This window comes from Nonomuraea insulae, from assembly GCF_042656245.1.
The window spans coordinates 142,345-165,082 of record NZ_JBHSPA010000094.1; the positions used below are offsets into that span (position 1 = coordinate 142,345).

A 22,738-nucleotide genomic window follows, 5' to 3' on the forward strand; every position below is an offset into this window, starting at 1 on the left:
GCTCAGTCGGCGAGCCGGCGGCGGAACGCCCGGTGAGCCCAGGCCAGCCCGAGGACGGTCCACGCCAGCAGGGCGGCGATGTGGAGAACAGGAGGCCAGGAGGGAGTGACGCCCAGAGCGACGGCGCGGTTGAGCTCCACACCGTGCCAGAGCGGTGACACGTAGGCCAGCGGTTCCAGCAGGTCGGGCAGCCGGTCGACGGGGAAGAACACTCCGGAGACCAGGGTCGCCGGAAGCACCCCGAACTGGGCCAGGAGATGGAAATGGTTCTCGTCGCGCGCGATGGCCGAGAAGGCGGTGGTGGGGGCTGCGATGCTCAGTGCGACCAGCGCGCAAACGGCTGGTCCGGCCAGCGCCAGCCTGAGGTCCAAGACTCCGAAGGCCCAGGTGACCAGCAGGAAGGCGATCACCGCGAGTTCCAGCACCACCAGGACGTACAGATGCCAGCCGGCGATCATGTCGCGGATCCGGACCCGGGTGTTCCGCATGACATGGAAGGCACCGATCCACTCGAAGTCCGTGTAGATGCCCATCGTCGATTCGTTGAATCCGATCTGGAAGGCCAGCGAGGCCAGCAGAGCCGGAGCGATCCAGCTCAGGTAGCTGACGTGATCCACGTCGGACACGTACGCCCCCACGCCGACACCGACGCTCAGCAGGAAGAGCACCGGCAAGACGAAGAAGGAGAAGACAGACGCCCTCCACAAGCGGCGGTACAGCAGAAGGTGCCGTTCCAGCACGGCAATCGAAGGATGCACCATCAGTCCACCAGTGTCCGGCCGGTGCGGTGCAGGAAGACGTCCTCCAGCGTGGCGCGGCGAACCAGGACGCTGGCCGGGGACAAACCCCGGCGATACACCTCGGCGACCACCGCATCACCGTCCTCGGCGAAGATGAGCAGCCTGTCGGGCAGCGACTCGATCCGCTTGCCGACCCCTTCCAGATCTTCCGCGAACCGCTGAGCCGGGAGGGCACCGAACCGCAGCTCGACCACTTCGGGGCTGACCAGGGTCTCGATCAGAGTCCGGGGTGAGCCCTCCCCCACGATCCTTCCCCGGTCCATGATCACGAGCTTGTCGCACAGCTGTTCGGCCTCGTCCATGTAATGCGTGGTGAGCACCAGGGTCGCACCGTTCTGTTTGAGCTTGTGCAGTCGCTCCCACAACAGGTGGCGGGCTTGCGGATCGAGGCCGGTCGTGGGTTCGTCGAGGAGGACCAGCTCAGGGTCGTTGACCAAGGCCCGCGCGATAGCCAACCGCCTTTTCATCCCACCGGACAAAGGCTGCACCTCGTCATCGGCGCGGCGGTCCAGCTGAACGAACTCCAGCAGTTCGGCAGCGCGCTTGCGGGCCTGCCCTCTCGGCATTCCGAAGTAGCGCGCATAGGTCGTCAAATTCTCTTTTACCGACAGATGCTGGTCGAGCAGGTTGTCCTGCGGAATTACTCCCAGCCGGGTCCTGATCCGCGGACCGTCAGCCGCCGGGTCCAGGCCGAGAACCTGAAGTTTTCCGCTGGTCGGCAGCGAGATGCAGCCTATCATTCGCATCAACGTGGATTTTCCCGCGCCATTTGGCCCGAGCACTCCGAATGTTTCCCCGGCGGCCACGTCAAAATCAATGCAATCGACGGCGGCCAGGTCATTGAAGTGCTTGACCAGCTTTCTGGCGCGGACTACTGATGGTGTCGTCATGTCAAACTTCCTGTCACATCGGCAGGCCACTATAGAGACTAGTAAATTCAGCCGCGCAAGGGAAGGCATTGAAAATGCGCTATCTCATGACGATGATCGGCTTCAGTACTTCACGCGCGTTGAAAAGTTGGTACGCCAGTGGAGCGTCGTCCAACGAGAACCGGTGCGTGACCACGACAGTCGGATCGATCCGGCCCGCGCGGACCAGCGCGAGCACCTGCTCACGTAGCCGGATGGGGTCACCGACCGCAAAGCGGAGCGTCAGCTCCCTGGCGAAGGCCAGGCCACTGGGAAACGGCATGGCCAAGGAGTGATGCGCACCCACCACTGCCACGGTCCCGCGCGGGGCGGCGGCCCGCAGCGCGCAGTCAAGCGCCTCATCGCTGCCGACTGCCTCGATGACTCTCTCGGCGCCGCCGATGATGACTCTCTCGGCGCCGCCGATGATGACTCTCTCGGCGCCGCCGATGACACCGTCAGGCAGGTCGGTGTCCGGGTTGAGAAGGACTTCGGGATCGACCACGGTGAGCCCGAGCTCCCGTCCCTGGCGCAGGCGGCGTGGATGGACGTCGGCTATGACGACGCGCGCCGCCCCCGCCGTCTCAGCACACATGGCGGCGAGCAACCCCACAGGACCCGCGCCTATCACCACGACCGTGTCCCCTGGTCTTACCCCCGCCTCCAGAACCGCCGTATGCGCGGTAGTCAGCACATCGCCGACGAACAGGGCCTGCTCGTCCGACACCTCGGCGGGCGTCGTCGCGAGCACCACGTCGGCGAACGGCACCCGGACGAACTCCGCCTGTCCCCCGGCAACCGACGCTCCCGCCACCTCGGCGTAACCGAACAGCGTGCCCTCGGTGCATTGGTAATGCCATCCCCGGGCGCACTCCCCGCATCGGCCACATGCGATGAGGTCGGAGGCGAACACTCGTTGTCCGGGCTCGAACGGAGCCTCGTGTCCCACCGCGAACACCTCGCCGGCGAACTCGTGCCCCAGCACCGTCCCTGCCGGGAAATCGAGTAGTTCGCCCCGGTAAGGGTGCAGGTCGGTGCCACAGATCCCGGATCTGGTGACACGGACCACCACGTCGCGGGGGTGTTCGAGCGACGGCATAGGCAACTCGGACACCTCGACGTGCCCCTGACCGCGGTAGACGACGCCTCGCATGCAGGCACGCTCCTCAGCTTGAGAAATCCACGGTCGCCCACCCCTTCGAGGCCAGCGATACCGTACGCCGTGCGGAGTTGCGGTAGAGCTCGACATCGGCAGCGCGGTCAAGATGGTTGATGACGAGCGCGCTGCCACCCGGACGCGGGATGACCTCCACATCGGGATCGGAGCAGCCGACTTCGGGAGTCAAGCCGGCAAGCGCGGCCAATCGCTCGTAGAACCGCTGCCAGCTTGTCGCTTCCAGGAGTCCGGGCTGGTCGAGCTGGGACTCGATCGGGGCATTGGTGAAGAGGATCTGGCCGCTGCCCAGTCGCCGCTGAACCAGTGCGGGTGATCCGTCGGGATAGACGGCCAGCGTGCGGGCTCGCACGGCACGCATCGTGGTAGGGACGGTCGGGACATTGTCCCAGTGGAGGGGCCAGGTATCGCAACCCCAGCTCAACTCGTCCTTGGTAGCGTCCTGAAGGTTGAAATCCACGATCTCCGCACCGACAAGCTCCTGTCCGGCGAACCCGTGCAGGTGGTCACCCAGGGACAGGTAGACGGTGGCGCCTGCGCGCGCCCATCGCTCGATCCGCTCGAGATCGGTCAGCGTGAGGTGAGCCGGCGAGGGGCAGAGCACCAGTCGCTGCCCGACCGGCTCTCCCGCGACGAGCTCAACGTTCAAGTGCGCCCGCTTGACCAGGAGATAGGCATAGAAGGCAGCGACTGTGGACGCCGGCGCGTCCAGGTAGCCGCCACCGCCTGCCCTCGTACGCTCCGGCAGGTAGATCGCGACCTCGGCGGGCGAGCGCGGTTGAGTGAGCCGGGGCGCGTCGGCCACCACTTCTTGGTAGGCGGACATGGCCGGCTTGGGCGTCCCGTCCAGCCGGTTGAGGCCGGTGTTCCGCTCCATGGGGCGCTGCAGGTAAGGCTCCCGCCGTGCGGCGATGTCCTGCCAGCACCAGACCAGAACACCGGCGGCACCGTTCGCGAGGACCGAGGCCGTAGCCGCTCGCAGGTAGCCCGCGGTCACCGCCTCCCCCGCGCCATAACTGCCCAGCTCGTCGACGAACGGCGTTCCGTAGGCGGCGGCCGCCTGCACGAGGAACGGCACCAAATTGGTCGCCTTGTAGCATCTGGTCGACTCGATCGAAGCCGGCGCCCAGGACGGGAAGCCGTGTGTGCCGATGAGATCGAGCCCTGCGCTGTTGTCGCCGCCGAACGGCACCTGTGAGAAAGTGCCCGCGGCGTCGTTGGCCTGCAAGATGAGAGCACCCGGCGCCTGCTCGCGGATCACCGCGGCCAACCGTCCCTGCCAGGCGACGACCTCCTGCCTGGACAGGGAGCCCGACGCTCTCGGGTCGATGTGCCACAGCTCGTCCCCTAGATCGTAGGCCAGCAAGTTGGCGCGGCCGCGCAGAGTCTTCGCCACGCTTCCCGCGAGCAGTTCCTCCTCGGCCAACATCGCCGGGTCGCGCCAGATGTCGCGCCCCTGCCGCCAGGGCAGGTCAAGCACCTGCCCGTTCATCCAGATCGTGAACATGGATATGACGCAGGCCAGCCCTGCCGCCTCGGCCGAGGCGACGGCCTGGTCCAGCCGATCGAGCACAGTGGAGCTGACCTGGCCAGGGGCCGGCTGGGCGTCCCGCCAGAACAGGAAGAGACGTACGGTATTGAGCCCCGCTGCGGCAATCCGCCCGAAGTCCTCGCGCAGTTCACCCGGCCTCCAGTCGGACCACACGTCGCAACCGGCAGTGGGGGGATGGTAGTTGACGCCGAGTGCTACGAAGTCCCGCTCGCCGCGCCGGATCCGGCCATCCATGACGGTGAAAATGGCATTATCCCTTCGTCCAGGGTGACAGGGCCTTGCGGAGTCGTTCGACGACGTACACCACGTCCGCCTCGTCCATGCGGCTGTGCAGCGGCAGGGTCAGCAGCCGCCCGGCGAGACCTTCGGTGACCGGCAGCCGGCGCTGACCCAGGCGACGGTAGCGGGAGAACAGGTGGGTCGGTGGATAGTGGACAGAGGTCTGGACGCCGGCCTCGCGCATCAGCCGCTGCACCTCCTCGCGCGGTGCCCGTTCAGGCAGCACGATCGCCATGAGGTGGTGGGCCGAGTCGGCGGTGTGATCGGCGAACGGTATACCGACACCGCTCAGCAGCGACCGGTAATGGCAGGTCAGCCGCCTGCGCAGAACGCGGTCGCCGGGAAGCTTGGCCAGCTGGACTCGCCCGATCGCACTGCCCAGCTCGCCCGGACGGTAGTTGAGGCCGATGTCGTTGACGTCATAGTGCGTTCCCCTGTTCACGACGCAATGTGAGCGCATCGCTCTGATTCGCGCCAGAAGATCGAGATCTCGGGCAACGACCAGGCCGCCTTCGCCGGTGGTGACGTTCTTGGCTGGGTGGAAGCTGAAACAGCCGATGTCACCGACAGTGCCCAGCATGTCATCTCGCGTACGGACGACGGGGGCGTGCGCGGCGTCCTCGATCAGCGGGACGCCTGCGGCGTCGGCGACGGCGCGCAGCTCAGCGATCCTGGCGGGATACCCGCCGTAGTGCATGGCGACGATCGCCTGGGTGCGGGGGGTGATGAGGTCGTACACGTCTCCGGGCGCCGCTGTCGGCTCCGCGGCCGAGATCACGTCGGCGAACACCGGAACGCCTCCGTGCAACGCGGTGACCGCCGCCGCGGCGACGAAGCTGAGCGAGGGCATGATCACCTCGTCGCCGGCGGACAGGTCAAGCGTGAGCATGGCCAGGTGCAGGGCGGCCGTACCACTGCTGACCGCCACCGCGTCCGGCACGCCGAGTGCGGCGGCGAACCCTCGCTCGAACTCTCGGGTGACCGGTCCCGCCGACAGCCAGCGGCCGGCGAGCACGTCGGTCACCGCTTCGATCTCTTCCGCGCCGACGGTGTTGTCGGCCAGGGTCACTCGGTAGGTCATACGCTCTCTCCCCCGCCGGACCGGTATCCCCGCTCGACCGCGGCCGCCACTCGCTCCCAGCCCATCTCGCGACGCACTCGATCCATGCCGGCGGCGCCCATCGCGGCCCTGCCCTGGTCGTCGGAGAGCAACCGGATCAGGGCCTCGGCCACGGCCGGCGGCCGGGGCTGGACGACAACGCCGTCGACCCCGTCGCGCACCACGTCCTCCACACCGTCGAACCGCCCGGAGAGCACCGGCTTGCCGCAGGCCCACGCTTCGGCGAACACCAGCGGGAACACATCCGTGCTCGTCGGCAGGGCCAGCACGGTGCAGGCGGCCAGAGCGTCGTGCTTGGTGCGGTCATCCACCATCCCGAGATCTCGCACACGCCGATCCCCCACCGCGCGGATCGATCGTGTCGCGCTGCCCTCGGCGTCGGGCCCACAGAACACGAAGGTGGTGCAAGGATGTGCTCGCCAGATCAACGGGGCCGCCGCCAGCAGGGACGAGTAACCCTTGCTGGCGAGTTTCCTGCCCAGGAACAACACGATCGTGCCGCTGAGGTCGTACGCGGCGCGGAATCCAACCGGGTCAGGCCGCCCCACCAGATCCGGCGCCTGCGGCAACCGCACCATCGTCACCCCGGCGCGGCACAAGGGCCGGATGGACACTTCCTCAGCAGCGGTCAGCGCGTAGACGACTGCGGCCTCCCCACACACACGGGCGCCCAGCCTTCGGTCGGGCCAGGTCGCGGGGGCCGAGGCGGGTGTGAGCGCCAGCCGCGCGCCGAAGCGGCGGGCCAGATCACGGCCGAGCACAGCGTGAACGGGGTGAGCCAAGTCGTAGACGTGCACGACGTCAGGACGCCAGCCCGGGCGAGACACAGCCAGTTCCTCGGGCGAGGAGCAGGCCGGCCAGGTGCGCCCGGGCGGGCGGGTCGCGTCGGTGAGCACCACGACGTCGGCCCCGCGAAGCGCGAGCTGAGCGGTGGTCCGCCAGGCCATTCGCTCGGCGCCCGAGGACTGGCCCCGCCCGAGTCCGCCGAACACGATCAGCACGCGGAGTGAAAACGTCATACTCGCCATGGCAGCTTGCCGCGGTCGCGGTACCAGCGCAGTGTGGCCGGCAGCCCGGTGTCCAGGCTGGTGGGCGTGCGCTCCGGCAGTAGTGCGCGTAAGACGGCGAGATCGGGCAGCCGCCGCTCGGGCGAGCCGGCGGGCGGGTCCAGGACGCTGATCCGTCGCTGTACGCCGGCCAAGGCCATCAGCCTGCGCGCGAGGTCGATGATCATGATCTCCTCCCGGTCGTTGCCGATGTTCATGACGATCGGTTCGGCGCCGGGCAGGTTCGTCAGCGCGAGCGTGGCCTCCACCGCGTCCTCGACGAAGCAGAAAGCTCGCCGTTGGTACGCCCCGTATATGGGGAAGGGGTCGGCGTGGATTCTGGCGATGAACTGCGGGATGACGTGGGCGCTGCCCATGCGCGGGCCGTAGATGTTGTAGTACCGGCCGATCCTGACGCGGAAGCGGCTCGTGCGGGCGTACACCATCGCTTCCGCGGCCGCCTTGCTCAGCGCGTACGAGGCGCGTGGGCTGTGCGGCCGGGCAATCGTGAAGGGGGTGTCCTCGCGGGTGGGCAGACCGGGGCGGGCAGACCCGTCACCGATCTCACTCGTGGAGCTGAGGAAGAGCGCCTGTGGCCGGATCCGATCACAGTAATCCAGCAGGTGGATCGTGGTCAGCAGGTTGGTGCGCAGCACCTTTGACGGGTCCGACATGGCGCGGGCAACACCGACGACGGCCGCCAGATGGTAGACGGTGTCGAAGTCGTCGGTGAGCAGACCGGGCGGAATCGGCTGGGTCAGGTCGTGGCGTACCAGATCGGAACCGTGCGCCAGCTCCCGCAAGTCCTCATCCATGACGCCACGGGAGAAGTCGTCCAGGAGGGTGACCCGTGCACCGTCACGGAGCAACCGTCGTGCGAGATGGGCACCGATGAAGCCGGCACCTCCGGTGACGAGGACGCGGTCAGCCACAACCCAGCCCTATGTAGCGCAGGCCGGCTTCGTCAGACAACCGTGGATGAAGGGATGCCCACATGTCGAACACCACCGGGGAGGGCCGCATCAGCGAAACCAGCCGCGCGGCGTCCAGCTCGGCGTAACCGGGATGGTCGGTCAGCAGGATCAACGCGTCCGCGTCGCGGAGTCCCTCCTCCAGGCCCACGGGTGTCAAGCCCATCTCGGCTATGGTCGTTCGCGGCACCATGAAGTCGTGCCCGTACAACGCGCTCACGCGGTGGCGCAGGGCCTGCGAGAGCGCGGTGGAGGCGGCGCCGCGCACGTCGTCGGTCTGCGGCCTGCCCTTGTACGCGATGCCGGCGACCAGCACCTTGGCGTCGGCAGGTGCCGTGCCGCGCTCCTCCAGGGCGGTCAGCACCCGCTCAGCGGCGTACGCGGGCAGCCGCTCGTTCACCTGCCTGGCCGCAGTGACCAGGGGCAGCGTGTGGCCCGCCGCCCGTGCTGAATGGAGCAGCAGGTACGGATCCTTGCTCAGGCAACTGCCGCCGACGTATCCAGGGCGGCACAGGTCCGGGCGCGGGTAACGGAGGTTGGCGCTGCTGATGAGCTCATAGGCGTCCAGCCCGAGCCGGTCGGCCAGGAGCGCGACCTCGTTGCCGAAGCCGTAGATCAGGTCCGTGTGCGCGTTGCAGATGAGCTTGATCGCCTCTGCCGCCTCCAGGGAGGAGACGGTCAACTGATCAGGCGCGACCGGTTCCAGCAGCCGCTTGGCTCGATCGGCTGAGCGCTCGTCCAAGCCGCCGATGATCTGGGGCAACGAGACGAGCTCGCGCAGGGCCATGCCTTGGATCGTGCGCTCGGGGCAGAACGCCAGAAGCGGTGACGCGGCCGCGCGAGCCAGAATCGGCAGCACGACGTGGCGGCACGTGCCGATGGGGACCGTGCTCCGCACGATGACGAGAGTGTCGCTGGACACGCGCGCCGCCTCGGTGACGGCGGCCTCCAACTGGGTCAGGTCGGGACCATGCGAGTCAGAGCGTACGGGCGTGCCGACGCAGATCAGCACAGCGTCCGGTCGCGTCCCCGCGAGCGAAGGCGCCACGGTCAAGGCGCCGGGCGGAAGCGACTCGAAAAGCCGGTCGAGGCCGGGCTCGTGGAAAGGCGGCTCCCCTCGCTCGACCGCCATGCGCAGGGCCTCGTTGGTGTCCACGCCGATGACGGTGTGATGTCGGGCCAGCATGAGGGCGAGCGGGAGTCCCACATAGCCCAGTCCGATAACCGCGACCTGCACGTCACGCTCCTTCCGAGATCAGCTTCAGCAGGTCTGGGAGGCTCACCTTGCCCAGTGAGGTCGTGGGCAGCCGGTCGACGAAATGCAGATGGCGCGGGATCTCATGCGGGGCAAGTCCTGCCCGGAGGAACCGGACAACGTCCGTCAGAGCGGGCCGGGGCCCGTCTCCGACGACGAGCGCCGCATGGATCTCCTCCTCATGTTCGTGGACGAGGCCGAACACGCGAGCCTGGCTGATCGAAGGGTGCTCCTCGGCCCGCCGCTCGACGGCACGGGGATTGACCTTGCGTCCTCCTATGTTGATGAAGGTCGCCTTCCTGGCGGTGAGGAGAAGGCGGCCCTGCTCGTCCACTTCGGCGAGGTCTCCCGTGTCGTAAAAGCCGTCCGCACCCGGCTCGGTGCCCGCGGGCCCGGCATACCCGATGAGCATGGTCGAAGTTCTGACCAGAAGCTTGCCTTGAGCCAACCGCCACTCGACTCCCGGCACGGCGCTTCCCACGGATTCGGGAGCGATATCCTGATCGGCGGGACGACGGCAAGCGATCAGACCGGTCTCCGTGGTGCCATACACCTGAAGGACTGGGCGGTGAAGGATGCGTTCCGCCGCTGCCGCTGTCTCCACGTCCAGCGGCCCGCCGGACGACAGCGCGACCCGCAGTGCCGGCGCGCGAATCGGTCCGGACGCGGCCAGCATCCGGTAGAGCAAAGGACTGCCAAGCACGATCGACGCGCCGTCGATGAGCCCCTCGCGTATCGCCTTGACGCTGAAGTCGGACAGGGTGAGCAGTTCGGCGCCCGACGTCAGCGCGGCGGCCAGGCCGCCGACCAGGCCGAACGAGTGGGCGCACGAGACGGGCAGCAGCACCTTGTCATCGGCGGTGTAACCGTACAGGTCGCGGTAAAGCCTCGCGCCCTTGATGATGTTGCCGGCAGGATGCCGGACAATGCGCGGTTCGCCCGTGGAGCCTGAGGTGAGCTGGAGCACCTCAGCAGTGCTCGCCTCCTCCGCCTCTGCCTTCCCTCCTCCGGAGGTGAACTCGTTGTACCGGCTGATGGTGACGGACGGCGTGAACGGCAGCTCCCCGTGAGCACGCTCGGTGCACAGCACCTTCACCGGGAGGGACAGCAGCGCCACGAGCGTGGCGATGCCGGCGGCGGAGTTGTCCATCACCAGCGCCATCGGATCGGGCTTGTGCAGGTATGGTGCGGCATTCTCCGCTGCCGCGCGGGCTGCCGCGTACAGTTCCGCCCACGTCGTGCTCCTCCACCCATCGGACGTGCGCTGCCGTACGGCGCTGCCGTCCGGACGGCTCATGGCGTGCAGCCGCAGCAGATCAAGCATGGTTCACCCGCGCCGGCAGGTAGCGGCTCGTTTCCCGGTTGAAGTCCTGTACGGCGGCGGCAAGGCTTTCCGGTGTGCCGATGTCATGCCAAGACTCGGCGAAGGGATAGGCCCATACCTCGTGCCCCTGGTCGAGCAGCGCGGTGAGCAGTTCCGGCATGTCCATTACCTGCTCGCGCGCCAGGTGCTCCTTGATGTCAGGATCCAGGACATGGATGCCCGCATCGATATCGACGGGGAGGCGTGGCTTCTCCCGGATGCCGAGCACGCGTAGGTCGTCGGCGAAATCAACCACGCCGAAGTCCACCGGCATCAACCTCCGGTGTGTGGCCACGGTCATCAACCCACCGTGGCGCAGGTGGGCGTCGATCAGCGCGCCGAAGTCGAGGCTGGTCAGGATGTCACCGTTCATCACCAGCGCGGGCGCCTCCCAGTCCGGGACGTGCCGCAGCGGCGCGGCCGTGCCCAGAGGCGCCCGGTCCCAGCTGTAGTCGATCGTGATGCCGAACCGCGCACCGTCTCCGAACTCGTCTCGGATCTGGTCGCCGAGGTGCGAAATGCACAGCGTCACGCGGGTGAATCCACACGCGCGCAGCCGGAGAATCATGACCTCTAGAATCGATTGGTAACCCAATCGCAGCAGGGATTTGGGGACCTTGGCCGTGTGTCGCCCCAGCCTGGAACCGCGTCCCCCCGCAAGGATGATGGCATGCAAGGCGATTGTCTCCCGACGATCTCAAAATTTCCTCGCTGAAAATATTCCTGACGATTCGCGGCCAAAGGGATCCCCGACGGGCCGCGCATGCGACCTGGCCCGATGGCTATGCCCGGAATCCCGCCACCGCTGAGCCGTTCAGAGCTGGCGGTCGCGTGGCGATCTACTTACAGTACAGACGACCATTACTTCAGCGAGGTGTCATGATCCGAAAGTGGGCCAACCGGCTACGCTATTCGACGCGCTATGTGAAGCTGCACGACATGCTGTTCTGGCAACCAAAAGAACAGACTCTGGACAAAGCCATGATGTACGCCAGGTGGGGCAGACTGACCGGGGACTACCTGGAGTTCGGCGTCTACAACGGCTGGTCGATGTCCACCGCCTATCATTTCGCTCAGCTGCACCGCATGCCCCGCATGAGATTCTTCGGCTTCGACTCGTTCGAAGGACTCCCGGATATCAACGGCGTGGACGTGGGCCCTTTTCAGCAGTTCCTCAAGGGGCAGCTACGGTGCGACCAGGCGACAACGGCGCGTAAAATGCGCCGCTGGGGCGCCGACATGTCGAAGGTTCACCTGATCTCCGGCTGGTACAACGACACCCTGAAACCAGCCCTTCGCGATGAGTTGGACCTCAAGAAAGCGGCCATGGTGCACATCGACTGTGACCTCTACGAGTCGACGGCGCCTGTGCTGGATTTTATTCTGCCCCTCCTCCAGGACGGCACCATCATCATATTGGACGACTGGTATCTCTACCGTGCGAACCCGAGGCAGGGCGAGCGGCGCGCTTTCACAGAATGGGTGGAACGCCACGACGACATCATCGAGGCGACCCCATTTCCGTGCGCCACATGGCATGAGGCCGCTTTCATCATGCACTTGAGAAACCAGTAACTCACTCGTCAGGCACCGGCGCCCGCGGCGGGTCACGTCGGCCGCATAGCCGCTCGTCGAGGCGCGTCCCGGCAAGCACCACGATGCTGCCGGAGCCGATCGGCGTCGCCGACCCGAGCTCTTTCTCGCGCATTCAGACGTAGTTGCGCAGCACCACCTGGGCCACGCAGACGGGCACCCTGCTGCCCCGGGCCTGGAAGACGACGGTCAGGGAAAGCTCGGCGCCACCACGCAGCTCCCGGACGGCGTTGAGCGTCGCGCCGGCCCGCACCTGCGTGCCGACCAGAACGGGCGCAAGAAAACGGACCCGGTCGCAGCCGTAGTTGACGCTCACCGAGAAGCCGCGCATCTCCAAGATCTGTTCCAGCAGCATCGGCGTGAGTGACAGGATCAGAAAACCGTGGACGATCGTGCTGCCGAACCTGCCGGCGGCGGCCCGCTCCCGGTCGAGGTGGATCCACTGCCGGTCGCCAGTGGCCTCGGCGAACAGAGCCACCTGGTCCGCCGTCACCTTCAGCCACTCGCTGTAGCCCAGCTTTCGCCCGACCAGGAGCCGTAGCCCCTCCACCCCGTCGGCTTCAGCTGACATCGGCGGGACCGCGCAGTGTGGTGATGACGGACCACAGGCCGGCGGCCGTCGAGAACAGCCCCTCCTTCAGGAGTGCGTCACTGATGTCGATGCCGTACTTGTCCTCGATGGCCAAGGCGAGCGACACCAGGTTGATCGAGTCGAGCCCCAGCTCGTACAGCGACTTGTCAGGAGGCACTGGGGTACCGGACGTCAGGAACGACAGTTGCTCCCGCAGCAGTTCCTCGAACTCCGGCGTCCAAAGCGGTTCCTTCATCGGTCACACCTCGGCGAACAGCTTTCCGATTGACGCATGATCCACCTTCGTTGGCCTAGCGCGTGAGGTAGGAGGCCGGTGCTCCGGCACGATGAGTGATCAGCGGCTTGTCCGGATCGGCGTCCAGTTTCCACAGGGCGTCGAGCGGCGAGCGGTGCTGCGGCCAGCGCGATCCGTCCAGCATTCCCAGGCGTTGCAGCACCGGCAGGAAGAAGGGATCGGCCGGCAGCCACTGCCCTTCGTGCTTGAATTCGACCCAGAAATGCCGGTTGGAAAAGGGCTTCGACAGGAACAGTCCGGCAGCCCGCCGGACGGGCACACCCAGCTCGCGCCCACGGGTGTACAGGAAGTGCGTCGCCAGGCGGCAGTCGGCCAGGCCGCTGTCCGCGAGGAAGGCGAGGTCGTCGTTCAGGTCGAACGGAATGTAGAGGAATTCCATCCGCCGAACCTCACGCGCCAACTGCTCCTGTTCGGGAGTGAAGCAGAAATAGGTGGGATCGCGGCCGGGCAGCAGCAGCTCGACGGCAAAATGCCGAGGGTCGACCCGGCGGATCTCGGTGACGTCGGGGTGGCGCTTCGCCTTCGCGCTGAGTTCAAAATCGCAGGGGCCCTCATGACCGGGATTGGGACAGCGCGCCTGTATGTTGACGGTCCGCCGGGCAGGAAGGCCCGTCGCGCTCCGCTCCAGCGCGTCGGACATGGCTCTGAACGCGATGAGCTGCGGCGAGGGCAGGCGCAGCAGGAACACGATGCTCTTGAGATCATGCTCGTCGAACGTCATGTCGTTGCCGCCCGCACCCCTTGGCAGACCGAGATCGAGCAGGCCCTCCAGAACGTCGGGGGGTATGCGGAAGAAGCTCCGGGCCTTGGCCGCGGGCACTGAGTACTGACGGTAGCTGTCGGGAATCCGGCGTACGCACTCGGTCACCCGCTCCAGCTCACCCAGAGGTACGGGCATACAACTCCTCGCCACAACTTCGAAGGTGCTCCTTATTGTCTGCAGGCGATCAGCCGCCTGGACAAGGGGGACTCTTGGGTATGACTATCGGTCGAGGTCAAAGGACCGTGTCCGGTCGATGCCCTCCTTATGTCCGGTCGATGCCCTCCCCATGGCCGCCGTCTTGACTATATAGTCAACCTCTCGGCAACAATCCCTTGCCTCGATCGCTCCCAGTCCTTACGATGACAAAGAGGAAATACAACATGATATAAGGTATCTGCATCTCGGGGGTGACGCGGTGAGAGCCGCGCGTCCAGAAACTCTCCGCAGAAGTCCAGTGCCATGTGCCATATGCAGAATGCTCCGCAATGGAAGCAGAATCGCAGTGGCACACCTTTTCTCCCGGTCTCCGAGCGTCATTGCTCCGCCTCCGTGCAGCCGAGCGGGAGGGTCCACGCGAGGCCGAGATCGAGACCCGGGCCATCGGCTTTCCCGTTTGCCGTGGGAGCACGAGCCGGCCATTGCCGCCAAGTGAGCCACGCCGATTCCGCCGTCCTGTCGTGATGCGCCGGGATGACCGCCTCGCTGTCGTCACCGCGATTTCCCCGCACTGCGATTCCCCGACACACTGCCAGGATTCTGTACGAGCCCTCCGACAGACAATCCAGTTCACCTCACAAAGGAAAACGGCAAGGAGTCACGCCATGCATCAGCCCACCATGACCGCGAAGTCGGCGCAGTCTGGGTCGCGGCCTTTGAAGGTAGCGCTGCTGGTTCCTAACGAGGCACTGGCCACCGGCCTGGAGACGCTGCTGGGGCGTCTGGACTACGTCGGCGGAATACACTGCTGGCAGTCCGCCCAACTGCTGGAGTCGCTGACACACGGTGAGTGCGACGTCCTGATCATCGCAGCCGACCAGTGGGACCTTCTTGGCGAGGCGAACGAGACGGTGGCCGGCGCCTTGCCCCGCGTCCTGGTCCTGGGTGACCAGTTGCTGGAGACCCATGGCAAGGATTTCTCGTCCCTGCCCTCCGACGGCTTTTTATCAATGGCCGAACTGTCGCTGCGTTCGCTGGACAACGCGTTGCAACGGGTGATCTCCGGCGAGATCCCGATGCCACCGCATCTGGCCCGGTACCTGCTCGCCGGCAACCGGAGCCATGTACCCCCCTCGGGCTCCGGCCGCAGCTTCCATCTGACAGGCCGAGAACGTGAAACCCTTGCGCTGCTGGCCGACGGGCTCAGTAACAAGCAGATCGCTCGATCCCTCGGGATCTCCACTCACGGCGCCAAACGGCTTGTGGGCGCCGTTCTGCTGAAACTCGGCTCACCGAACCGGACCGCCGCCGTCGTCACGGCGATGAAGACCGGACTGGTGTAGGCCGGCGGTCAGCGTACGCACCAGCCGCTGACGACGAAGCAGATCGGCAGGCCGGTCGGCCTCGCGCACCAAATGCGCCTGCCCGTCAAGAACCAGCACCTCGGCCGGATATCCATGACCGAGAAAGAGTCCAGGTGAAGCGGTCGGTCCATAGGCCCCGGACCGCAGCACGCCAATGAGATCCCCGACCTGGACCGGCGGCAGCAGGACGTTCTTGCCGAGCACGTCGTTTGGTGTGCACAGCGGCCCCGTCACCTGCCAGATCTGGCTCTCGTCGGCGGCTGGTGCGCTGAGGAAGCGCAAGGGGAAGTTCCGCTTGACGAACGAGCCCATCCCCACAGCGGCCATGTGGTGGTGGGTGCCGCCGTCGGTGACCGCGAAGCGCTGCCCCATGGACGTCTTGACGTCACGGACTCGGACCACGTAGACGCCCGCCGGAGCTACGAGGTAGCGTCCCAGCTCCATGATCAGGCGGGTGTCCGGGTGAGCGGCGCGGAACTTGTCCACCAGCGGGTTGAGCAGCCGCGTCAGCACCACAGGGTCAAGGTCCCGCTCGCCGTCGAAGTAGGCGACGCCGAGTCCCCCGCCGACGTCGACGGACTCCAGAGGCACGTCGTGGCGCTCGGCGAGCTCGAAGATACGCCTGACGTTCTCCGCGATGACGTCCTCGTCGAGGATGCGCGTCCCCAGATAGACGTGCATGCCCGTCAGCCGTACGGCGCCATACGAGCCGAGTGGACGCCTCAGCAGGTCTTCATCGATGCCGAACTGGCGAGGCCGCCCCCCCATGGTCAGCTTGGAACCCCTGACGGTGAACCCGGGATTCACCCGGAGCATGACGCGCGCCACCTGGTTCCGCGCGCGAGCCAGTTCGTCCACGACGGCCAGCTCGCCGACGGACTCACAGACGATGGCGTGAACGTTCTCCTCCAAAGCGGCCTGGAGCTCCCTACGACTCTTGCCCGGCCCGACGAAGACGATGTCGTCCCCGTCCACCCCGGCCTGCCGGGCGGTCAGCAGTTCGGTCAAGGACGAGACCTCGGCACACGCGCCCAAGGCGCGAAGCGCTGCGGTCACCGACACGTTGGGATTCGCCTTGAGGGAGTAGAAGATCTCCAGGTCCGGGTGGAGCAGCGCGCGCAGACTGCCGTATTGCCTGGCCAGGACGTCGGCGTCATAGACGTACAGGGGGGTCCCGAACTCCGCGGCCAGTTCCGCATACGCGATTCCCTGCACCGAACAATCGTCAGTCATCGCGCTCGCCTGCCCAGCTGATTCACGATGAGCCCCGCGATACTCTCCGGAGTCGCCTCGTCGAAGATGACCAGCAGCAGAGCCGGGCCGAGTACCGACTTCTCCGTCGAGCCGGGCTCGTAGCGGGCGACCAGCCGGGAGATGAGCTCGACCGCCCGCAGCGAATCACCCCCGCACAGGAAGAAGTCCTCGTCGGGCAGCAGCGGACGACAGGCGAGAATGTCTCCCATCTCCGTCGCGACGATCTCGGTCACCTCGTTCACGCCTCGATTCTCACCGACCCGGCTCCAGCCGATGAGCTGAAAAGGTGCGCGCCTGCAGGCTGCTCCCATGGTCATGACCAAACGCTCCGCTCGTCAGGCCGCGCTCCGCCCCATAGTCTCCGCGTACATGAACCTCGACGGTGTCGCTGGGACCGCGCTGTGGACCGCCGCCGCCCGCGCGCGGGAGAGCCTCCGCGCCGACCGGCTGTTCGATGATCCGTTCGCCGACGACCTCGCCGGCGCGGAGGGCACGGCGCTGTTGGCACGCTTCCACACCGCAAAGGCGGCGCCTGAGGGCAACCCCTTCCTGGCCATCCGTACCCGCTGGTTCGACGACTTCGTGCGCTCCGCCGTCACCGCGGGCGACCAGGTCGTAGGTCTGGGTGCGGGGCTGGACACTCGTGCTCACCGCTTGCCCTGGCCGGCGGACGTCGCCGTGTACGAACTGGACCATGAGGCCGTGCTGGTTCACAAACGGCGCACGTTGCGCCGCCTCGGCGCTCGGCCGCGGTGCGCATGGCGGCCGGTGGCCGTCGACCTGTCGGGCGAGTGGCCGAAGGAGCTTCACCGTGCCGGCTTCGACCCTGCCCGGCGGACCGTGTGGTTCGCCGAGGGGCTGCTGTTCTACCTGCCGGAGGAAACCGCCGGCACCGTCCTCCACCAGGCGGCGGGAGTGTCGGCGCCCGGCAGCGTGCTCGCGGCGGACTTGATCGGCACCGCCGTCTTCCATCTGCCTTACACGCGTTCGTTCCTGCGCAGCCTGGAGACGGCCGGGAGCCCCTGGCGGTTCGGCACGGACAACCCGGTGGAGTTCATCGAGCGGTTCGGGTGGCGCGTCACGCAGGCGACCGAGCCGGGACGCGCGGAGGCGAACTACGGGCGCTGGCCTGCGGACGCGGCCCCGACGAACATCTCCGGTCTACCGCGCAGCCATTTGCTGGCCGCGTCGGTCGACCGTGATGGCAGGAATCCATGCCGGATCTGATCCGGACGATTCAGCGGTCAAGCTACTGACCTATCGCGCCTCGGAGACGCCACCGTCGCCACGCATTTCGCGCCGGCGAAGAATTCCATGGAGCCATATTCACGATGCGCCGTACCTGACCGGAGGGCTATGCCACAAGGAGGGGCGATACACGTGACCGGCTCGGCCGGATAATCGAAGGGAAACCCTGGCTGTCCCCGGATGGAGTTGCCGTGCCCATTACCCCGAGCCACCGAGAAGGACAATCCGGCGCGACTGCGGCGTTCATGACTGATTTCTTGTCGGCGTGGGGATTCCGCGCCGTGGTGCTCGCATTCCGGCTCGGTGTCTTCCGGGTGCTGACCGAAAAACCGCGTTCACCCGAGGAGACAGCGAAACTTCTCGGTCTCGACCCCAAGGGCACCGCCTTCCTCCTCGACGTCCTCGACTGTCTGGGATACGTGTCGGCACACGCCGGCGTCTACTCCCCCACCGAGATCACCCGGCACCTGGTCCCGATGGTCTCGGACGGCGTCCCGTACTTCGAGAAGATCGTCTTCCGCGATTGGGGTGGTCTGGAGGACCGGCTACGAGGCGCGACCACGCTTCCGTTCGAGCCGGACGAGCCTCGAACTCCACGCTGGCTGGCGCAGGAGTGGAGGGTCTTCCAGGACGGCATGATCGCATTGGCCAACATGAACATCGAGGAGGTCGTGCGCGAGACGCCCGTACCGGCTTCGGCTGGGCACGTGCTGGACCTGGGCGGCGGGCACGGCTTCTACAGCATCGAACTCTGCAGAAGACACCAAGGCCTGACATCCACTGTTCTTGAGATCCCCGAGATGGAGCGCATCGTCAGACGAACGGTCGCGGCCCATGAGATGGAGGGGCGAGTCTCCTTCCGCGCCGGCGACTTCTTCACCGATGATCTGGGCACGGCCTCGGTGATCCTGCTTTTCAACGTCATACACTCCAAGAGTGAGCCGCAGAACCGCAAGCTGGTCGAGCGGGTCGCCACCGCAGTAGAACCGGGCGGTGTGGTGGTCCTCCTCGATCAGTTCGCCGCTCCCGAGTTCGGCCCACTGGGCCGGGCCTTCGGCTCGATGATGTCGCTGAGCATGTACAACAACATCGGCCAGCAGACCTATGGGCTGCCCCAAGTTCGCGAGTGGTTCACGCAGGCCGGACTGGAGCGCGTGACCACTCGCCCGCTCGACAGTGCTCCCGGAAATGCGCTGGTCATCGGCCATAGGCCCGCATGAGCGTGTCCTGGTGGCCCGCGCACCGGGTGGCCGCGGCCATCGCCGCCCGCGAACTGTCCGCCCGTGAATATCTGGACGCGCAGCTGGCCAGGATCGAGAGGCACGACACAGGTGTCAGCCTGGTCGCCACGCTCGACGAGCGGGCCTGGAAAATGGCGGAGAAGGCCGACGAGGCGGTGGTACGCGGCGCACCGCTCGGCCCACTGCACGGGGTCGCCATGACCGTGAAGGACTGCTGGGCCACACGAGGCCTGAGGACGACAGGCGGGCTCGAACTGCTGCGCGACTACCTGCCCCGGGAGGATGCCGTGGCCGTGGCGCGGTTGCGTGCGGCCGGCGCCATAGTGTTCGGGAAGTCCAACGTCCCGGCTGGAGCGGGCGACCTGCAGGCGTACAACGCCCTGTTCGGAGTATCGCGCAATCCCTGGAATCCCGACTTCAGCACGAGTGGTTCCTCCGGCGGCGCGGCCGGTGCGGTGGCGGCCGGGTTCACGCCGGTGGAGCTGGGTTCCGACATCGCGGGGTCGATCCGGCTGCCGGCCGCCGCCTGCGGGGTCTTCGGTCACAAGCCCAGTTACGGCGTGGTGTCGCTGCACGGGCATGTGCCTCCCTATCCGTGGAAGCACACGGTGGCGGACCTGGCCGTTGGAGGGCCCATCGCCCGTTGTGCGGAGGATCTCGAGGTGTTGCTGACGGCCATGGCCGGCCCACACCCGTGGGATGAGCGGGCATGGCGCGTGTCGCTGCCCGCCGCGCGACCGGTGACCCGAGTGGCGACCTGGTTCGACGACCCGTACTGCCAGGTGGACGATGAGATCCGGGACGCTCTGGAACAGGCGGCGGCCCTGCTCGGCGAGACGGGAGTGACGGTCGAGCACGCCCGGCCACTCGGCATCTCCCTGAGAAAGAGCGATGAGATCTTCCGCAGGCTGCTCGCAGCCGCCGCGGTCGCCAACTACACCGAGGACGCCGTCGAAGCCATCGCGGCCGGAGGCCTGACCACGGACGGCGAGCTCGGGGGCGAGTTCGCCGCCCAGCGTTTCTGGCACTGGTCCCGGGCCAACGAGGAGAGGGCCCGCTTGCGTACGCGGTGGCGCCAGTTCTTCACCCATTACGACGCCATCCTGCTTCCCGTTACCGCGAACCAGGTCATCAAGCACGACCACCGCCCTCTCGGCGAGCGGACGGTGGTCGTCAACGGCCGGCATCGGCCCTATTGGGACCAGTTGGTGTGGCCGGGGCTCACGAGTGTGAGCTACCTGCCGTCCACGGTGGTCCCGCTACGGCTGGACTCGCACGGTCTCCCTGTCGGCATCGCGATCGCGACGGACTACTTGGATGATCTGACAGCGCTGGCGCTCGCGCGTCGTCTCACCGAGATTGTTCCCCCTCTGGGAGTTCCGGCCTCTGTGGCCACCTGATCGTGCAGGGGGCCGCTCCCCGTACGGCGAGCGCAGCCGCGCAGCCGGCCGGTCCGTCAAGGTCGTAGACCCGCCAGGAGCCCGAGAAGCCGACCACCACGTCGGCGGAGACCGACATGCGCAACCCCCGCACGAGCCGCCCTCCAGCCGCCTTGACCACCGCTTCCCGCCTGGTCCACAGGCGCAGGAACGCCTCCTGCCTGGCGGCGGGTGGCAGTGCGGAGATCATGCTTCCTTCCTCGCCGGGCAGGAATCGGTCGGCGAACCGGGCCACATCCAGGCGGAGACGCCGGCCTTCGACGTCGATCCCCACGTCGCGGCAGCGGGTCACGGCGAGCAGCGCCGCCCCGGAACAGTGGGAGAGGTTGAACCGCAGTCCGTCGGTCTCCGGCTTGCCCCATGGCCCCCGCCTCAGCCGGATGGCCCGCGGCGGCATGGCCAGGTATGCACTGAGTATCCCTCGGACCGCTCCGTGCACCGCGGCGAACTCCAGCTGCCGCCGGCGATCGCGTAAGCGACTCATGCGTTCGCGCTCGTTGTCGTCCAGGAACGACTCCAACTGCCGCGTGTGCCGCGTCGGCAGCATCCAGACGTGCACCACTCTCTGGCCGATCATTCGAGCGCATCCCCGGGGTGGAAAGAGCGCCGGACCAGTGCGCCGCCCACGTTGAGGCGGTGGATGTCGCCGGCGCCCTCCATGAACTGCACACCCAGCGCGTCACGTGCCAGCTTGTCCAGCAGCGGATGCTCCAGCCGCGCGCTGTTGCCGAAGAAGCCCAGGGCCGCGCGGGTGACTTCGGCGGCCAAGCGCGCAGCGCGTTGCTTTGCCGCCGAGGCAAGGTACCCGGCATCGGGATCGCCGTCCATGCGCATGGCGACGCTGAGCGTCATGGCACGAGCACACTCGATCTCGCAGTCCATCCGGTCCAGGCGGGCGCGTTCGGTGGCACTGAGTGACCGGCGGTGCTCCGTGACGTACTCGCGGGCGGCTCGTGCCAGCCCGACCGCCATCGCGGCGACCGTCGGCCTCAGCAGGTTCAGGGCGCGCCGCCAGCCCCGCACGGCGCGCCTGAACCTGGGGACATCGACGCCCAGGACCTGATCGGCGCGGACCTCCACGCCGGACAGCGTGATCTCCCCGAGCTGCGCGCCTCGGACGCCGATGGTGGACAGAGGCCGGGCGCGGAAGCCGGGCGCGCCCGCCTCCACAAGGACGGCGTCGATGCCGAACGGTCCCGGCGCTGTGCGAGCGAACACCACACCGAGCCGCGCGCGGACGGCGTTGCTCACATATCGCTTGGCACCGCTGAGCAGCAGCCGGTCGTCGCCCACCGTCGTGAGCACGCTGCGCATGGACCCGGGATCCGACCCCGCATGCTCCTCGGTCAGCCCGAAGAAGGTCCAGGTCGGCTCCTCCTGCACACGTTCGTAGAACCATCGCTGCTGGGCTCGGCTGCCGAGCATGTCCACCAGCGCGCCCGCCATGGAGGCGCCCGGCGATGCGAGCCCGATCCCGAGGTCGCCCCAGGCGATCTCCTCGCACCACACCGCCCGCTCCAGCGCGCCCGTGACGTGAAAGCGCACGCCGTCGATACGCACCGGCCGGTCGCTGTACTCGGGCGGGACCTGCAAGGGGGCGGCCAGAGCGACAGCAGGCAGGGAGAGCAGCGGGGTGAGCGCCGCCGCGTCCCGGTCGACGGCGAGCGCATGTGGGCGAAGTTCGCGCGCCCACTCCCGCGCGTGCCGCTGGAGGAGCCGCAACCGGCCGTCCAGCATCATGCTCCAGCCTCCACGAGGTAGACGTCGTCGATCAGCTCCGACAGGTACGCGGCTTTTCCTGGCCCGTCAGCGACGAAGCCGCAGGCCCCCAGGAGCGTCAGCAGGATCTGGTCGGCCTGCGTCACGCGCTCGTTCAGAGCGGTCCTCATGGCGGCGGGCAGGCCGGGCGTGTGACTCAACACCGCTCCCACCTCCAGTTGCAGGCCGGCCACATCCGCCAGCGCCCCCTGGACCATCTGCCGGCCGAGCAGCGGCGCCCCTGCTGTCGCGCGTTCCTTGAGATGATTCAGAGTCGTGTCGAGGAGGCCCGCCGACACGCCGAGCCGGAGCCAGGTGAGCGCCTGCGCCCATGCGGCACCCGGCGCTGTCGTGTCGGTGCCGGCGCGCCGCCGTATCACGACCAGGTCGGCAGGGCTGAGCACGCTGAACTCGACTGTCTCCGCCGCGCCGTACGGGATCGACGCAGGAACGAGCGCGAAGCCGCGTGGGCCGAACACCGCTTCACACGCCCCGAGTTCGGCGTAGAGGAGGGTCATCGCCGGAACGAACCCGTCCTGCCGGGCCGTGTCGTGGATCACCCGACCT

The 22,738-nt window shown here is 67.2% G+C and carries 23 protein-coding genes; 5 read left to right on the top strand and 18 right to left on the bottom strand.

Annotation, left to right across the window (positions count from 1 at the left end):
• Window positions 1-2 precede the first annotated feature (2 nt).
• The 10 genes from ACFPZ3_RS57750 to ACFPZ3_RS57795 form a co-directional block, all read right to left on the bottom strand.
• Window positions 3-761, bottom strand: a complete 759-nt coding sequence (locus ACFPZ3_RS57750; RefSeq protein ID WP_379522977.1) for an ABC transporter permease — start codon at window positions 759-761, stop codon at window positions 3-5.
• Window positions 761-1,690: an ABC transporter ATP-binding protein gene (locus ACFPZ3_RS57755; RefSeq protein ID WP_379522978.1), complete on the bottom strand. Its 930-nt coding sequence runs from the start codon at window positions 1,688-1,690 to the stop codon at window positions 761-763. Before ACFPZ3_RS57755 ends, ACFPZ3_RS57750 begins: the two co-directional genes overlap by 1 nt.
• A gap of 79 nt (window positions 1,691-1,769) precedes the next feature.
• The gene (locus ACFPZ3_RS57760; RefSeq protein WP_379522979.1) at window positions 1,770-2,861 is read right to left on the bottom strand and encodes an alcohol dehydrogenase catalytic domain-containing protein; all 1,092 of its coding nucleotides are present in this window, start codon (window positions 2,859-2,861) and stop codon (window positions 1,770-1,772) included.
• Window positions 2,862-2,874: 13 nt separating this feature from the next.
• A complete protein-coding gene (locus ACFPZ3_RS57765; RefSeq protein WP_379522980.1) occupies window positions 2,875-4,668 on the bottom strand; it encodes a hypothetical protein in 1,794 nt (597 codons plus the stop codon).
• A 16-nt stretch (window positions 4,669-4,684) separates the two neighbouring features.
• Window positions 4,685-5,794, bottom strand: a complete 1,110-nt coding sequence (locus tag ACFPZ3_RS57770) for a DegT/DnrJ/EryC1/StrS family aminotransferase (protein WP_379522981.1) — start codon at window positions 5,792-5,794, stop codon at window positions 4,685-4,687.
• Complete coding sequence (locus ACFPZ3_RS57775; protein ID WP_379522982.1) at window positions 5,791-6,852, bottom strand: glycosyltransferase family 4 protein; 1,062 nt, start codon at window positions 6,850-6,852, stop codon at window positions 5,791-5,793. The genes ACFPZ3_RS57770 and ACFPZ3_RS57775 overlap by 4 nt, the downstream gene beginning before the upstream one ends.
• Entirely contained in the window at window positions 6,849-7,811 is a 963-nt protein-coding gene (locus ACFPZ3_RS57780; RefSeq protein ID WP_379522983.1) for an NAD-dependent epimerase/dehydratase family protein, read from the bottom strand. Before ACFPZ3_RS57780 ends, ACFPZ3_RS57775 begins: the two co-directional genes overlap by 4 nt.
• Window positions 7,804-9,087, bottom strand: coding sequence for a nucleotide sugar dehydrogenase (locus tag ACFPZ3_RS57785; RefSeq protein ID WP_379522984.1), 1,284 nt, complete (start codon window positions 9,085-9,087; stop codon window positions 7,804-7,806). Before ACFPZ3_RS57785 ends, ACFPZ3_RS57780 begins: the two co-directional genes overlap by 8 nt.
• Window position 9,088: 1 nt before the next feature.
• Entirely contained in the window at window positions 9,089-10,429 is a 1,341-nt protein-coding gene (locus ACFPZ3_RS57790; protein ID WP_379522985.1) for a class I adenylate-forming enzyme family protein, read from the bottom strand.
• On the bottom strand, window positions 10,422-11,144 hold the full coding sequence (locus tag ACFPZ3_RS57795; protein ID WP_379522986.1) for a sugar phosphate nucleotidyltransferase: 723 nt from the start codon (window positions 11,142-11,144) through the stop codon (window positions 10,422-10,424). The genes ACFPZ3_RS57790 and ACFPZ3_RS57795 overlap by 8 nt, the downstream gene beginning before the upstream one ends.
• A gap of 5 nt (window positions 11,145-11,149) precedes the next feature.
• On the opposite strand from ACFPZ3_RS57795, the gene ACFPZ3_RS57800 reads away from it, so the two are divergent.
• Window positions 11,150-12,043, top strand: coding sequence for a TylF/MycF/NovP-related O-methyltransferase (locus tag ACFPZ3_RS57800; RefSeq protein WP_379522987.1), 894 nt, complete (start codon window positions 11,150-11,152; stop codon window positions 12,041-12,043).
• A gap of 133 nt (window positions 12,044-12,176) precedes the next feature.
• Here ACFPZ3_RS57800 and ACFPZ3_RS57805 read toward each other — a convergent pair whose 3' ends face one another.
• From ACFPZ3_RS57805 to ACFPZ3_RS57815, 3 genes are read right to left on the bottom strand one after another with little or no spacing between them, the layout of a single operon-like run.
• Window positions 12,177-12,632, bottom strand: coding sequence for a MaoC family dehydratase (locus ACFPZ3_RS57805; RefSeq protein ID WP_379522988.1), 456 nt, complete (start codon window positions 12,630-12,632; stop codon window positions 12,177-12,179).
• Window positions 12,622-12,888 (bottom strand): phosphopantetheine-binding protein, encoded by a 267-nt coding sequence (locus ACFPZ3_RS57810; protein WP_379522989.1) that lies wholly within the window; start codon window positions 12,886-12,888, stop codon window positions 12,622-12,624. The genes ACFPZ3_RS57805 and ACFPZ3_RS57810 overlap by 11 nt, the downstream gene beginning before the upstream one ends.
• A gap of 55 nt (window positions 12,889-12,943) precedes the next feature.
• On the bottom strand, window positions 12,944-13,846 hold the full coding sequence (locus ACFPZ3_RS57815) for a transglutaminase domain-containing protein (RefSeq protein WP_379522990.1): 903 nt from the start codon (window positions 13,844-13,846) through the stop codon (window positions 12,944-12,946).
• Window positions 13,847-14,532: 686 nt separating this feature from the next.
• Between ACFPZ3_RS57815 and ACFPZ3_RS57820 the strand changes: the two genes are divergently transcribed.
• Window positions 14,533-15,210, top strand: a complete 678-nt coding sequence (locus tag ACFPZ3_RS57820) for a helix-turn-helix transcriptional regulator (RefSeq protein ID WP_379522991.1) — start codon at window positions 14,533-14,535, stop codon at window positions 15,208-15,210.
• Here the strand turns inward: ACFPZ3_RS57820 and ACFPZ3_RS57825 are convergent.
• Together ACFPZ3_RS57825 and ACFPZ3_RS57830 are read right to left on the bottom strand one after the other, a co-directional pair.
• Window positions 15,157-16,446 (bottom strand): type III PLP-dependent enzyme, encoded by a 1,290-nt coding sequence (locus ACFPZ3_RS57825; protein WP_379522992.1) that lies wholly within the window; start codon window positions 16,444-16,446, stop codon window positions 15,157-15,159. The two genes, ACFPZ3_RS57820 and ACFPZ3_RS57825, sit on opposite strands and share 54 nt — an antisense overlap.
• A gap of 14 nt (window positions 16,447-16,460) precedes the next feature.
• Window positions 16,461-16,727 (bottom strand): acyl carrier protein, encoded by a 267-nt coding sequence (locus ACFPZ3_RS57830; RefSeq protein WP_379522993.1) that lies wholly within the window; start codon window positions 16,725-16,727, stop codon window positions 16,461-16,463.
• A 67-nt stretch (window positions 16,728-16,794) separates the two neighbouring features.
• On the opposite strand from ACFPZ3_RS57830, the gene ACFPZ3_RS57835 reads away from it, so the two are divergent.
• The 3 genes from ACFPZ3_RS57835 (at window position 16,795) to ACFPZ3_RS57845 (ending at window position 20,374) form a co-directional block, all read left to right on the top strand.
• Window positions 16,795-17,712 (top strand): SAM-dependent methyltransferase, encoded by a 918-nt coding sequence (locus ACFPZ3_RS57835; protein ID WP_379522994.1) that lies wholly within the window; start codon window positions 16,795-16,797, stop codon window positions 17,710-17,712.
• 266 nt (window positions 17,713-17,978) lie between these two features.
• The gene (locus ACFPZ3_RS57840; protein ID WP_379522995.1) at window positions 17,979-18,953 is read left to right on the top strand and encodes a methyltransferase; all 975 of its coding nucleotides are present in this window, start codon (window positions 17,979-17,981) and stop codon (window positions 18,951-18,953) included.
• Window positions 18,950-20,374 (top strand): amidase family protein, encoded by a 1,425-nt coding sequence (locus ACFPZ3_RS57845; RefSeq protein WP_379522996.1) that lies wholly within the window; start codon window positions 18,950-18,952, stop codon window positions 20,372-20,374. The genes ACFPZ3_RS57840 and ACFPZ3_RS57845 overlap by 4 nt, the downstream gene beginning before the upstream one ends.
• Here the strand turns inward: ACFPZ3_RS57845 and ACFPZ3_RS57850 are convergent.
• Genes ACFPZ3_RS57850 through ACFPZ3_RS57860 form a run of 3 tightly spaced genes read right to left on the bottom strand, consistent with a single transcriptional unit; the run spans window position 20,325 to window position 22,731 of the window.
• Window positions 20,325-20,990 (bottom strand): 4'-phosphopantetheinyl transferase family protein, encoded by a 666-nt coding sequence (locus ACFPZ3_RS57850; RefSeq protein ID WP_379522997.1) that lies wholly within the window; start codon window positions 20,988-20,990, stop codon window positions 20,325-20,327. The genes ACFPZ3_RS57845 and ACFPZ3_RS57850 overlap by 50 nt on opposite strands.
• Window positions 20,987-22,153 carry an acyl-CoA dehydrogenase family protein gene (locus ACFPZ3_RS57855; protein ID WP_379522998.1) on the bottom strand — a complete coding sequence of 389 codons (1,167 nt, stop codon included), beginning with the start codon at window positions 22,151-22,153 and terminating at the stop codon, window positions 20,987-20,989. Before ACFPZ3_RS57855 ends, ACFPZ3_RS57850 begins: the two co-directional genes overlap by 4 nt.
• Window positions 22,150-22,731 (bottom strand): hypothetical protein, encoded by a 582-nt coding sequence (locus tag ACFPZ3_RS57860; protein WP_379522999.1) that lies wholly within the window; start codon window positions 22,729-22,731, stop codon window positions 22,150-22,152. Before ACFPZ3_RS57860 ends, ACFPZ3_RS57855 begins: the two co-directional genes overlap by 4 nt.
• Window positions 22,732-22,738: the final 7 nt, after the last annotated feature.